General features: G+C 65.4%; 16 protein-coding genes. 13 read left to right on the forward strand and 3 right to left on the reverse strand.

The genetic code is table 11. The annotated features are described in order from the left end of the window. Positions 1-68: 68 nt before the first annotated feature. Positions 69-599: a hypothetical protein gene (locus AC5IG3_RS11055; protein WP_491906355.1), complete on the forward strand. Its 531-nt coding sequence runs from the start codon at positions 69-71 to the stop codon at positions 597-599. Here the strand turns inward: AC5IG3_RS11055 and AC5IG3_RS11060 are convergent. Then, the gene (locus AC5IG3_RS11060; RefSeq protein ID WP_491906356.1) at positions 593-2,221 is read right to left on the reverse strand and encodes an AmpG family muropeptide MFS transporter; all 1,629 of its coding nucleotides are present in this window, start codon (positions 2,219-2,221) and stop codon (positions 593-595) included. The genes AC5IG3_RS11055 and AC5IG3_RS11060 overlap by 7 nt on opposite strands. 50 nt (positions 2,222-2,271) lie before the next feature. Here AC5IG3_RS11060 and AC5IG3_RS11065 point away from each other — a divergent pair, with 50 nt between their 5' ends. Both AC5IG3_RS11065 and trxC read left to right on the forward strand, forming a co-directional pair. Continuing rightward, positions 2,272-2,823, forward strand: coding sequence for a flavin reductase family protein (locus AC5IG3_RS11065; RefSeq protein ID WP_491906357.1), 552 nt, complete (start codon positions 2,272-2,274; stop codon positions 2,821-2,823). Between the two features lie 68 nt (positions 2,824-2,891). After that, on the forward strand, positions 2,892-3,317 hold the full coding sequence (trxC, locus tag AC5IG3_RS11070; protein ID WP_491906358.1) for a thioredoxin TrxC: 426 nt from the start codon (positions 2,892-2,894) through the stop codon (positions 3,315-3,317). A gap of 2 nt (positions 3,318-3,319) precedes the next feature. On the opposite strand, the gene pyrF is transcribed toward trxC, so the two are convergent. Then, entirely contained in the window at positions 3,320-4,159 is an 840-nt protein-coding gene (gene pyrF, locus AC5IG3_RS11075; RefSeq protein ID WP_491906359.1) for an orotidine-5'-phosphate decarboxylase, read from the reverse strand. 17 nt (positions 4,160-4,176) lie between these two features. Continuing rightward, positions 4,177-5,550, reverse strand: coding sequence for an adenylosuccinate lyase (purB, locus tag AC5IG3_RS11080; RefSeq protein ID WP_491906360.1), 1,374 nt, complete (start codon positions 5,548-5,550; stop codon positions 4,177-4,179). Between the two features lie 218 nt (positions 5,551-5,768). On the opposite strand from purB, the gene rplC reads away from it, so the two are divergent. The 10 genes from rplC to rpsQ are packed head-to-tail and all read left to right on the forward strand — an operon-like array spanning position 5,769 to position 10,656. Next, a complete protein-coding gene (rplC, locus tag AC5IG3_RS11085) occupies positions 5,769-6,449 on the forward strand; it encodes a 50S ribosomal protein L3 (protein ID WP_491906361.1) in 681 nt (226 codons plus the stop codon). Continuing rightward, positions 6,449-7,069, forward strand: a complete 621-nt coding sequence (gene rplD / locus AC5IG3_RS11090) for a 50S ribosomal protein L4 (RefSeq protein ID WP_491906362.1) — start codon at positions 6,449-6,451, stop codon at positions 7,067-7,069. The genes rplC and rplD overlap by 1 nt, the downstream gene beginning before the upstream one ends. Continuing rightward, complete coding sequence (rplW, locus tag AC5IG3_RS11095; protein ID WP_491906363.1) at positions 7,066-7,392, forward strand: 50S ribosomal protein L23; 327 nt, start codon at positions 7,066-7,068, stop codon at positions 7,390-7,392. Before rplD ends, rplW begins: the two co-directional genes overlap by 4 nt. Next, positions 7,392-8,216 (forward strand): 50S ribosomal protein L2, encoded by an 825-nt coding sequence (gene rplB, locus AC5IG3_RS11100; RefSeq protein ID WP_491906364.1) that lies wholly within the window; start codon positions 7,392-7,394, stop codon positions 8,214-8,216. The genes rplW and rplB overlap by 1 nt, the downstream gene beginning before the upstream one ends. A 15-nt stretch (positions 8,217-8,231) precedes the next feature. Beyond that, positions 8,232-8,507, forward strand: a complete 276-nt coding sequence (rpsS, locus tag AC5IG3_RS11105) for a 30S ribosomal protein S19 (protein ID WP_491906365.1) — start codon at positions 8,232-8,234, stop codon at positions 8,505-8,507. A gap of 12 nt (positions 8,508-8,519) precedes the next feature. Further along, complete coding sequence (gene rplV, locus AC5IG3_RS11110) at positions 8,520-8,849, forward strand: 50S ribosomal protein L22 (RefSeq protein ID WP_491906366.1); 330 nt, start codon at positions 8,520-8,522, stop codon at positions 8,847-8,849. A gap of 18 nt (positions 8,850-8,867) precedes the next feature. Next, positions 8,868-9,749 carry a 30S ribosomal protein S3 gene (rpsC, locus tag AC5IG3_RS11115; RefSeq protein WP_491906367.1) on the forward strand — a complete coding sequence of 294 codons (882 nt, stop codon included), beginning with the start codon at positions 8,868-8,870 and terminating at the stop codon, positions 9,747-9,749. A 3-nt stretch (positions 9,750-9,752) separates the two neighbouring features. Next, positions 9,753-10,169: a 50S ribosomal protein L16 gene (gene rplP, locus AC5IG3_RS11120; RefSeq protein ID WP_491906368.1), complete on the forward strand. Its 417-nt coding sequence runs from the start codon at positions 9,753-9,755 to the stop codon at positions 10,167-10,169. 14 nt (positions 10,170-10,183) lie between these two features. Further along, positions 10,184-10,381 (forward strand): 50S ribosomal protein L29, encoded by a 198-nt coding sequence (gene rpmC, locus AC5IG3_RS11125; RefSeq protein WP_491906369.1) that lies wholly within the window; start codon positions 10,184-10,186, stop codon positions 10,379-10,381. Beyond that, positions 10,381-10,656 carry a 30S ribosomal protein S17 gene (gene rpsQ / locus AC5IG3_RS11130; RefSeq protein ID WP_491906370.1) on the forward strand — a complete coding sequence of 92 codons (276 nt, stop codon included), beginning with the start codon at positions 10,381-10,383 and terminating at the stop codon, positions 10,654-10,656. Before rpmC ends, rpsQ begins: the two co-directional genes overlap by 1 nt. The last annotated feature ends 72 nt before the right edge of the window (positions 10,657-10,728 follow it).

Genomic DNA, 10,728 nt, shown 5'->3' on the forward strand with positions numbered 1-10,728 from the left:
AGGGTGTCACTGATTCTAGGCAGCACCGCATTACGATGCCGGCCTTCGACAAAAACAGGAATGACGACATGAACAAGATCAAGACCGGCCTGCGTGCCACCGCTGCCGCCCTGGCGCTGGCGGCCCTGATGCCTGCCGCGCAGGCCGACACGGCACTGACCTTCCAGCTCGCGCCGCGCGATTTCAGCAGCGACAGCATGGGCTCGTGGAGCCTGGCGTACGAGCGCCTGGTCGACGCGCAGTTCTCCGTCGGCCTGGTGTTCGGCCTGGCCGACATCCGCAAGCCGGTGACGGGCGCCAGCCAGGGCGTGTCGGCCGCGTTGCGTGCCACGCACTACATCCAGGCCCCCAGCATGGCCGCGCAACTGCAGCCTTATGTGGGGCTGGAAGTGGGCGGTGCGACCCATTCCGACCGCCACGCCTCGACGCTGGGCGGTTTCCTGGGTGCGCGTTTCCCGATGACGCCGACCATGGACCTGCGCACCGACGTGCTGGTCGCGCAGCGCAAGACCACCGAAGAGAGCCTGTTCGAATCGAACGGCCGGGTGGACCGCCGCACCGTCACCTCGCTGCGGCTGGGCGTGGGCTTCCGCTACTGAAGCAGGCTTGATGGCGTCGGCGCGTCCAGCGCGCCGACCTCGGCCCGCAGGCGCCACAGCAGGGCCAGCGCGGGCAGGGCCGCCCCGGTCGAGACGATGAAGAAGCTCGGCCAGCCGATCGACTCGGCCAGCACGCCCGCCAGCGGCCCGACCCAGACCCGCCCCACCGCCGCAAACGCCGACAGCAGCGCGTACTGCGTGGCGGTGTAGCGCTGGCTGGTCAGGCTCATCAGGAAGGCCACGAACGCCGCAGTGCCCATGCCGCCCGAGAGGTTCTCGAACGCAATCACCATCAGCAGCCCGCCGTCCACCGGCGTGGGCTTGGCGAGTTGCAGAAAGCCCCAGTCGAAGGCCGGCACCGTCAGGCCGGGCAGCACGCCGGCGCCGTTGACCGCCAGCCACCAGAAGCCCAGGTTGCTGGCCATCTGCAGCACGCCGAACAGCAGCAGCGAGCGCCACAGCCCGAGCTTGAGCATCAGCGCGCCGCCCAGCAGCGCGCCGCCGATGGTCAGCCACAGGCCGATGATCTTGTTGACCACGCCGATCTCGGCCGGGCTGTAGAGCATGGCCTTGAGCAGGAACGGCGTCATCAGCGAGCCGGCAAACGCATCGCCCAGCTTGTAGAGCACGATGAACGCCAGGAACACGCCCGCGCCAGGCTGGCTGAAGTAGTTGGCCAGGCCGCCCAGCAGCGTCTCGAAGCGCGCCTTGCGTGCCGCCCAGGCCGCGAGCGGCAGCGTGAAGCCGATGCCCAGCAGCAACGCCAGCAGGTCGACCCAGCGCTGGCGCAGGGTGGGCGCCAGCGCGGTGCCCTCCAGCAGCGGCCCCAGCAGCTGCTGGGCGAACGGGCCGAGCGCACGGTCGGTCACGACATAACCCAGCGCCACCGCCGCCAGCACGGCCATGAAGCCGGTCAGATCGTTGCGCGCCACGCTGGACGGCGTGACCGCGCCGCGCAATCGCGGCAGCAGCAGCGCCGACAAGACCGCCGCGCCCAGCATCAGCAGCGCCATGAAGCGGTAGACCGCCGGCCAGTCCCAGGCCACGCCGCCGCTGGCGACGTTGGCCGGATCGGTCCAGATCAGCGCCACGCCGCCCGACAGGATCATCGCCAGCCGGTAGCCCAGCACCGACAGCGACGAGCCCAGCCCGCGCTCATGCGCCGGCAGCAGGTCGGTGCGGTAGGCGTCGATCACCACGTCCTGCGAGGCCGACAGGAAGGCCACCGCCACCGCCAGCAGCGCAAACGCCTGCAGCGAGGCGCTCGGCGACGTCACCGACAGCCCGAACAGCGCCAGCGCCAGCAGCACCTGCGTCACCACCAGCCAGCCCCGACGGCGGCCCAGGCCGGGCGGGTCGAAGCGGTCCATCAGCGGCGCCCACAGGAACTTGAAGGTGTAGGGCAGGCCGACCAGGCTCAGGAAGCCGATGGTCGCCACGTCGATGCCCTCCAGGCTCAGCCACGCCTGCAGCGCCTGGCCGGTCAGCGCCAGCGGCAGGCCGGAGGCAAAGCCCAGCACCATCACGGCAGCGAGCCGCCAGACGCGCTGCGCCCTGGCGCGTGCGGTCGGGGTCGGAGCGGCGGCGGGTGGGGTGTCCGCCATAGCGGAGGATGGGGGCATGGCAGGCATCGGCGAATTCTAGGTTTGACGATCGCCGACAATCTGCCGCTATGTCCGGCCTGCCCCAATCCACTCCCTCCCAGCCGCTGTCGCCTGCGTCAGCCGCCCCTGTCACCACGCCGTTCACGACCCAGGATTTCCGCGCCGCGCTGGGCCTGTTCGCCACCGGCGTGACCATCGTCACCGCCTGCGCGCCGGACGGCCAGCCGGTCGGGCTGACGGCCAATTCGTTCAACTCGGTGTCACTGACGCCCTCGCTGGTGCTGTGGAGCCTGTCGCGGCAGGCGAGTTCGATGCCGGCGTTCCAGGCCGGCTCGCACTACGCGATCCACATCCTGGCCGCCGACCAGCGCGAACTGGCGATGCGCTTCGCCAGCAAGGGCGTCGACCGATTCGCCGGCCTGAACTGGCGGCCGGGCGCAGGCGGCGCGCCGCTGCTTGAAGGCGCAGCGGCGGTGTTCGAGTGCCACAACCGCAGCCGTTATGAAGAGGGCGACCACGTCATCTTCGTGGGCGAAGTCGAGCAGTGCCGCTACACGCCGGGCGCCTCGCCACTGATCTATCACGGCGGCAAGTTCTACACCGAGCTGCCGCTGGCCTGAGCCCAGGCTTGATTTCCGGCCGTCCGGGCTGATGTGCGAGCCATCGCAACCCGATCTGGACCGGCCCCATGCACATCGCCTGCCCCCACTGCCTGGCCACCAACCGCGTGCCCAATGAACGACTGACCGAGTCGCCGGTCTGCGGCCGCTGCGGCCAGGACCTGCTGCCCGCCGCGCCGGTCGACCTGACCGACGCCAGTTTCCCGACGCTGATTGCCAAGACCGAACTGCCCGTGCTGGTCGACTTCTGGGCGCCCTGGTGCGGCCCGTGCCGGCAGATGGCGCCGCACTTTGCGCAGGCGGCGGCGCAGTTGCGCGGCCAGGTCGTGCTGGCCAAGGTCAACAGCGACGACCACCCGCGCGCGTCGGCCCAGTTCGGCATCCGCTCGATTCCGACCATGGTGCTGTTCCGCGCCGGCCGGGAGGTGGCGCGCACCAGCGGGGCGATGAGCGCGCCGCAGATTGCGGCGTGGGTGCGATCTGCGGCCGCTTGAACTTAGCGCGCCGCGTTCAACGCATCCCGCGTCGCCATCGCCACCCGCCGCGCTGCGGCTGCAAAGTCCTCGCCGCTGCTGGCGTACAGCACCGCGCGGGAGCTGTTGACGATCACCGGGCCGGTGACTTCGCCGGCGGCGTTGACGCGCAGGCCGGCTTGCACGGTGGCCGCCGCGTCACCGCCTTGCGCGCCGACGCCGGGGATCAGCAGCGGCAGCGTCGGGGCGAGTTCGCGCACGCGGGCGATCTCCTCAGGGTAGGTGGCGCCGACCACCAGGCCGATCTGGCCATTTTTGTTCCAGTCGGTCTGCGCCAGGTGCGCCAGGTGCTCGAACAGGCGCGGCTGGCCGGGCACATCTGCCAGCCGTTGCATCTGCCAGTCGTTGCCGCCGGGGTTGGAGGTGCGGCAGAGCAGGATCACGCCTTTGTCGGGGTAGCGCAGATACGGCTCGATCGAGTCGAAGCCCATGAAGGGCGACAGCGTGACGGCGTCGGCCTGGTAGCGCTCGAAGGCTTCGCGGGCGTACTGCTCGGCGGTGGAGCCGATGTCGCCGCGCTTGGCGTCGAGGATCACCGGCACGTCGGGCGCGGTGCGCTTGATGTAGGCCATCAGCTGCTCAAGCTGGTCTTCGGCGCGGTGGGCGGCGAAGTAGGCGATCTGCGGCTTGAAGGCGATCACCAGGTCTTTGGTGGCGTCGACGATGCGCGCGCAGAAGTCGTAGATGCGGCCGGCATCGCCCTTCCAGGCGCCGGGCAGCTTGCCCGGCTCGGGGTCGAGGCCGACGCAGAGCAGCGATTGGTGGCGCCGCTCGGCGCGCTGGAGTTGGGCGATGAAGTTCATGGCGCTGTGTCGGTTCTTCAGCCCACGCGGCGTGCCAGCTCTGCGGCCAGGCCGATGTAGCTGCCCGGTGTCATGGCCAGCAGGCGGTCTTTTTCGGCTTGCGGCAGGTCGAGGTTGGCGATGAAGCCCTGCATCAGCGCACGCGTCATCGGCTGGCCGCGGGTGAAGGCTTTCAGCTGCTCGTAGGGCTGGGGCAGGCCGTAGCGGCGCATGACGGTCTGGATCGGTTCGGCCAGCACTTCCCAGGCGTCGTCGAGGTCGTCCGACAGCGCGGCCTGGTTGAGTTGCAGCTTGTCGAGGCCGCGCAGCAGGCTGTCATAGCCGAGCTGGGCGTAACCGAGCGCCACACCCATGTTGCGCAGCACGGTGGAGTCGGTCAGGTCGCGCTGCCAGCGGGAAATCGGCAGCTTCTGGCTCAGGTGGGTGAGCAGGGCGCTGGACAGGCCGAAGTTGCCTTCGGCGTTCTCGAAGTCGATCGGGTTGACCTTGTGCGGCATGGTCGATGAGCCGACTTCGCCTTCCTTGGTGCGCTGCTTGAAGTAACCCAGGCTGATGTAGCCCCACACATCACGCGACCAGTCTATCAGGATGGTGTTGACGCGGGTGACGGCGTCGAACAGTTCGGCCATGTAGTCGTGCGGCTCGATCTGGATGGTGTACGGGTTGAAGCTCAGGCCGAGCGCGCCTTCGACCACCTGGCGGCTGAACGCTTCCCAGTCCTTGCTCGGGTAGGCCGACAGGTGGGCGTTGTAGTTACCAACGGCGCCGTTCATCTTGGCCAGCAGCTTGACGCCGGCGATGGTGGTGCGGGCGTGGACCAGGCGGGCCACGACGTTGGCGATTTCCTTGCCGACGGTGGTCGGGCTGGCGGTCTGGCCGTGGGTGCGGCTGAGCATGGGGATGGCGGCGAAATCGCGCGCCATCAGGCTGAGCTTGGCAATGATGCGGTCTAGCGTGGGCAGCAGCACGTCTTCGCGTGCGGCCTTCAACATCAGCGCGTGGCTGGTGTTGTTGATGTCCTCGGACGTGCAGGCGAAGTGCACGAACTCGCCGGCGGCGTGCAGTTCAGGCTCGTGCGCCAGGCGCGACTTGAGCCAGTACTCGATCGCCTTGACGTCGTGGTTGGTGGTGCGCTCGATGTCCTTGATGGCCTGCGCATCGGCTTCGCTGAAGCTGGCGATCAGCGCACGTAGATATTGACGCGAGCCGGCCGACAGCGGCTTGAACTCGTCGAAGCCGGCGTCGGACAGGGCGATGAACCACTCCACCTCGACTTGCACGCGACGGTGCATCAGACCGAATTCGCTCAGGAGCGGGCGCAGCGCGGCGAGTTTGCCGGCGTAGCGGCCATCCAGGGGAGACAGGGCGGTGAGAGCAGAAAGATTGGACATCTAGAGGGGACCAGCTTGGGGGATGCGTGATTGTAGGTTTGGCCGCCCCTTGCCGAACAGGTGCAAAACGTGATACTCTCGCGAGCTTTCCCGGACTCAGGGCAACCTGCGTCCCATTCAGGCGTTTCGGGAGTTGTCGCTGACTGCAAGGTCGGTCGGCGGCAAACGAGACAAATCAGTCAGCCCGGCCAATCGATGTCGGGCATTGGAGAAAAACCATGACTACCCCCATTCCGGGCCAACGCCTCGGTTTGCTGGGCCGCAAGGTGGGCATGATGCGCATCTTCACGGACGACGGCGATGCCGTGCCCGTGACGGTGCTCGACGTGTCGAACAACCGTGTCGCCCAGGTCAAGACGGTGGAAACCGACGGCTATAGCGCCGTGCAGGTGGCTTTCGGTCAGCGTCGCGCTTCCCGCGTGACCAAGCCCGAAGCTGGACATCTGGCCAAGGCCGGCGTCGAATCCGGCGAGTTGCTGCAAGAGTTCCGTGTCAGCGCCGATGTGGCTGCTGAATACAAGCCGGGCTCGCAACTGCCGATCGCCATGTTCGCTGCAGGCCAGCAGGTCGATGTGCAAGGCACCTCGATCGGTAAAGGCTTTGCCGGCACCATCAAGCGTCACAACTTCCGCTCGCAGCGCGCGTCGCACGGCAACAGCCGTTCGCACAACGTGCCGGGCTCGATCTCGATGGCGCAGGATCCGGGCCGTGTGTTCCCGGGCAAGAAGATGACGGGTCACATGGGCGACGAAACCGTCACCACGCAGAACCTCGACATCGTGCGCGTGGACGAAGCCCGTCAGCTGCTGCTGATCAAGGGTGCAGTCCCGGGCGCAAAGGGTGGCTTTGTCACCGTGCGTCCTGCCGTCAAGGTCAAGCTCAAGAAAGGGGCCAACTGATGCAGCTCGAGCTCCTGAACGAGCAGGGTCAGGCCACCGCCAAGGTGGACGCGCCTGACACCGTGTTCGCCCGTGACTACAACGAATCGCTGATCCATCAAGTCGTGGTGGCCTACCAGGCCAATGCCCGCCAAGGCACCCGCGCACAGAAGGATCGCGAACAGGTTCACCACTCGACGAAAAAGCCGTTCCGCCAAAAAGGCACCGGCCGCGCTCGTGCGGGTATGACGTCTTCGCCCCTGTGGCGTGGCGGTGGTCGGATCTTCCCGAACATGCCTGACGAGAACTTCAGCCACAAGGTCAACAAGAAGATGTATCGCGCCGGCATGGCGTCGATCTTCTCGCAGTTGGCCCGTGAAGGCCGTCTGGCTGTGATCGATTCGATCACGATCGAGGCGCCCAAGACCAAGCTGCTGGCAGCGAAGTTGAAGGCCATGAACCTCGATCACGTGCTGGTGATCGCCGATGAGGTCGACGAGAACCTGTTTCTCGCTTCGCGCAACCTGCCCAACGTGCTGGTTGTCGAGCCGCGTTACGCCGATCCCCTGTCGCTGGTCTTCTACAAGAAGATCCTGGTGACCAAGGCTGCGATCGACAAGCTGCAGGAGATGTTCGCATGAGCCGCGCACCCATCAACCGCAATTTCACCGAAGGCCGTCTGGCCCAGGTGCTCGTTGCGCCGATCATTTCCGAGAAGGCCACCAGCGTCGGTGAACAGCACAACCAAGTGATGTTCAAGGTGCTGCAGGACGCCACCAAGATCGAGATCAAGGCCGCCGTTGAACTGATGTTCAAGGTGGAAGTGGACTCGGTTCGCGTGCTCAACCAAAAGGGCAAGACCAAGCGCTTCGGCGGCCGCACCGGCCGTCGTGACCATGTGCGCAAGGCCTATGTTTCCCTGAAGGCGGGCCAGGAACTCAACTTCTCCGGGGAGGCCGCGTAATGGCAGTCGTCAAGGTCAAACCGACCACGCCGGGTCAGCGCGGCGTCGTCAAGGTCGTGCACAAGCACCTGCACAAGGGCAAGCCCGAAGCATCGCTGCTCGAGCCCCAGAAGCAGAACTCCGGCCGTAACAACAACGGTCACATCACGGTTCGCCACAAGGGCGGTGGTCACAAGCACCACTACCGCGTGGTCGACTTCGTGCGCAACAAGGACGGCATTCCCGCCAAGGTTGAGCGCATTGAATACGACCCGAACCGCACGGCGCACATCGCGCTCATCTGCTATGCAGACGGTGCTCGCTCGTACATCATCGCTCCGCGTGGTCTGGAAGTGGGTCAGACGGTCCTGAGCGGCGCCGAGTCGCCGATCAAGTCCGGCAACACCCTGCCCATCCGCAACATCCCGGTCGGCTCGACGATTCACTGCGTCGAGATGCTCCCCGGCAAGGGCGCCCAGATCGCCCGTTCAGCAGGCACCTCGGTGACGCTGATGGCGCGTGAAGGCACTTACTCGCAGGTCCGCCTGCGCTCGGGTGAAGTCCGCAAGATCCACATCGACTGCCGCGCCACCATTGGCGAAGTGTCGAACGAAGAGCACAACCTGCGCCAGTACGGCAAGGCTGGCGCGATTCGCTGGAAGGGTATTCGTCCGACCGTTCGCGGTGTGGCGATGAACCCGGTGGATCACCCGCACGGTGGTGGCGAAGGCCGCACCGGCGAAGGTCAGGCACCTGTGTCGCCGTGGAACACCCTCACGAAGGGCTACCGCACCCGCAACAACAAGCGCACGCAGACGTACATCGTCTCGCGTCGCAAGAAGTAAGAGGGGCAGCACGCTATGGCTCGTTCACTCAAAAAAGGTCCGTTCGTCGACCATCACTTGCTGGCTAAAGTCGAGAAGGCTGTGGCCATCAAGGACAAGAAGCCTGTCAAGACCTGGTCGCGTCGCTCCACGATCCTGCCGGACTTCATCGGTGTCACGATTGCTGTGCACAACGGCAAACAACACGTGCCCGTGTATGTGACCGACCAGATGGTCGGCCACAAACTCGGCGAGTTCGCGCTGACCCGTACGTTCAAGGGTCACCCTGCGGACAAGAAAGCCAAGCGCTAAGGAGCAGAGGCAATGGAAACCAAAGCAATCGTGCGAGGCGTCCGCTTGTCCTGCGACAAGGGCCGTCTGGTCGCGGACTTGATCCGTGGCAAGAAAGTCGGCCAAGCGCTCGACATCCTCACCTTCACGCAGAAGAAGGCCGCCGGCATCATCAAGAAGGCGCTCGAGAGCGCCATCGCGAACGCCGAGCACAACGACGGTGCCGACATCGACGAACTGCGCATCACTTCGATCTACGTGGAGCAAGGTGCCACGCTGAAGCGTTTCTCTGCCCGGGCCAAAGGCCGTGGCAACCGCATCAGCAAGCCCACCGCGCACATCTACGTGACCGTCGGCAACTGATAAGGCAGGTAGAAAGTCATGGGACAGAAAATCCATCCGATCGGTTTCCGCCTGCCGGTCACCCGCAATTGGTCGTCGCGCTGGTACGCCGGCAACCGCCAGTTCGCAGCGATGCTGGCTGAAGACATCGAAGTTCGCGAGTTTCTGAAGAAGAAGCTCAAGAGCGCCGCTGTCTCGCGCGTCCTGATCGAGCGCCCCGCCAAGAACGCCCGCATCACCATTTTCTCGGCACGTCCGGGCGTGGTGATCGGCAAGAAGGGCGAGGACATCGAGAACCTCAAGCAGCAACTCACCAAGATGCTCGGCGTGCCTGTGGCCGTCAACATCGAGGAAGTGCGCAAGCCTGAAGTCGACTCGCAGCTGATCGCCGAGTCGATCACGCAGCAGCTCGAAAAGCGCATCATGTTCCGCCGTGCGATGAAACGCGCGATGCAGAACGCGATGCGTCTGGGCGCCCTGGGCATCAAGATCATGTCCGCAGGTCGTCTGAACGGCATCGAAATCGCACGGACCGAGTGGTACCGCGAAGGTCGCGTGCCGCTTCACACCCTGCGTGCTGACATCGACTACGGTTTCGCTGAAGCCAAGACCACCTACGGCATCATCGGTGTCAAGGTCTGGGTCTACCGCGGTGACCGTCTGGCCAACGGCGATGCGCCGGTGATGCGTGGTGAGGACCGTCCTGAAGACGACCGTCGCCGCCGCAATCCGCGCAGCGACCGTCCGGGTGGCGATCGCCGTCCGAGCGGTCCGGGCCGTGGTGCCCCGGGTCGTGGTGGTCCAGGTGCTGGACGTGGTGACGCGCCGGCTGCTGACGGCGCCGCCGCTGCAGCAGGCGACAAGCCGGGTGTGAAGCGCGTGGTTCGCGCTGCCGCACCGGTGACTGCCAAAGGAGAATAAGGAATGTTGCAACCGTCGCGTCGCAAGTTCCGTAAGGAACAAAAAGGCCGCAACACGGGTGTCGCCACCCGTGGCGCCAACGTGGCCTTCGGCGAGTTTGGTCTGAAGTCCATCGAGCGTGGTCGCATCACCGCTCGCCAGATCGAAGCCGCTCGCCGTGCCATCTCGCGCCACATCAAGCGCGGTGGCCGTATCTTCATCCGCATCTTCCCGGACAAGCCGATCTCGCAAAAGCCGGCCGAAGTGCGTATGGGTAACGGTAAGGGAAACCCGGAGTACTACGTCGCTGAGATTCAGCCGGGCAAGGTGCTCTATGAAGTCAATGGCGTGCCTGAAGCGCTGGCCCGTGAGGCCTTCACTCTGGCTGCCGCCAAACTGCCGCTGCGCACGACATTCGTGACGCGTCAGTTCGGTACTTGAGTCAGGAGAACTCGATGAAAGCCACTGAACTCCGCACCAAGGACGTCGCGGGACTGGAAAAGGAAATCAGCGATCTGCTGAAGGCCCACTTCGGTCTGCGCATGCAAAAGGCGACCCAGCAGTTGTCCAACAACAACCAGCTGAAGCTGACGCGTCGCGCCATCGCACGTGCCCGCACCATCCTCGCTGAGAAGAAGAAGGGAGCTGCGTGATGAGCGAAGCCCAAACCGCGCACAAGAACACCCGGACCCTCGTGGGCAAGGTTGTTTCTGACAAGCGCGCCAAGACTGTCACCGTTCTGGTCGAGCGTCGCGTCAAGCACGAGCTCTACGGCAAGATCGTGGCCCGTTCCAGCAAGTACCACGCTCATGATGAAAATGGCGAGTACAAGAATGGCGACGTGGTCGAGATCTCCGAGAGCCGTCCGCTCTCGAAGACCAAGAACTGGGTCGTGACCCGTCTGGTCGAGAAGGCCCGCGTGGTCTGATCGACTTCGGTTCACACCGACAAGACCCATGACATGGCGGAGTCCTCGCGACTCTGTCCGTCATGCGAAACC

It is taken from the genome of Leptothrix sp. (in: b-proteobacteria), assembly GCF_965250675.1.
GTDB lineage: Bacteria > Pseudomonadota > Gammaproteobacteria > Burkholderiales > Burkholderiaceae_C > Sphaerotilus.

Bases quoted from the DNA above. Each gene is read 5' to 3' on its own strand.
- rplC (WP_491906361.1), top strand. From the start codon at position 5,769: ATGACTACCCCCATTCCGGGCCAACGCCTCGGTTTGCTGGGCCGCAAG.
- pyrF (WP_491906359.1), bottom strand. From the start codon at position 4,159: ATGAACTTCATCGCCCAACTCCAGCGCGCCGAGCGGCGCCACCAATCG.
- AC5IG3_RS11065 (WP_491906357.1), top strand. From the start codon at position 2,272: ATGTCCGGCCTGCCCCAATCCACTCCCTCCCAGCCGCTGTCGCCTGCG.
- purB (WP_491906360.1), bottom strand. From the start codon at position 5,550: ATGTCCAATCTTTCTGCTCTCACCGCCCTGTCTCCCCTGGATGGCCGC.
- trxC (WP_491906358.1), top strand. From the start codon at position 2,892: ATGCACATCGCCTGCCCCCACTGCCTGGCCACCAACCGCGTGCCCAAT.
- rplW (WP_491906363.1), top strand. From the start codon at position 7,066: ATGAGCCGCGCACCCATCAACCGCAATTTCACCGAAGGCCGTCTGGCC.
- rpmC (WP_491906369.1), top strand. From the start codon at position 10,184: ATGAAAGCCACTGAACTCCGCACCAAGGACGTCGCGGGACTGGAAAAG.
- rplP (WP_491906368.1), top strand. From the start codon at position 9,753: ATGTTGCAACCGTCGCGTCGCAAGTTCCGTAAGGAACAAAAAGGCCGC.
- rplD (WP_491906362.1), top strand. From the start codon at position 6,449: ATGCAGCTCGAGCTCCTGAACGAGCAGGGTCAGGCCACCGCCAAGGTG.
- AC5IG3_RS11055 (WP_491906355.1), top strand. From the start codon at position 69: ATGAACAAGATCAAGACCGGCCTGCGTGCCACCGCTGCCGCCCTGGCG.
- AC5IG3_RS11060 (WP_491906356.1), bottom strand. From the start codon at position 2,221: ATGCCCCCATCCTCCGCTATGGCGGACACCCCACCCGCCGCCGCTCCG.
- rpsQ (WP_491906370.1), top strand. From the start codon at position 10,381: ATGAGCGAAGCCCAAACCGCGCACAAGAACACCCGGACCCTCGTGGGC.
- rpsC (WP_491906367.1), top strand. From the start codon at position 8,868: ATGGGACAGAAAATCCATCCGATCGGTTTCCGCCTGCCGGTCACCCGC.
- rplV (WP_491906366.1), top strand. From the start codon at position 8,520: ATGGAAACCAAAGCAATCGTGCGAGGCGTCCGCTTGTCCTGCGACAAG.
- rpsS (WP_491906365.1), top strand. From the start codon at position 8,232: ATGGCTCGTTCACTCAAAAAAGGTCCGTTCGTCGACCATCACTTGCTG.
- rplB (WP_491906364.1), top strand. From the start codon at position 7,392: ATGGCAGTCGTCAAGGTCAAACCGACCACGCCGGGTCAGCGCGGCGTC.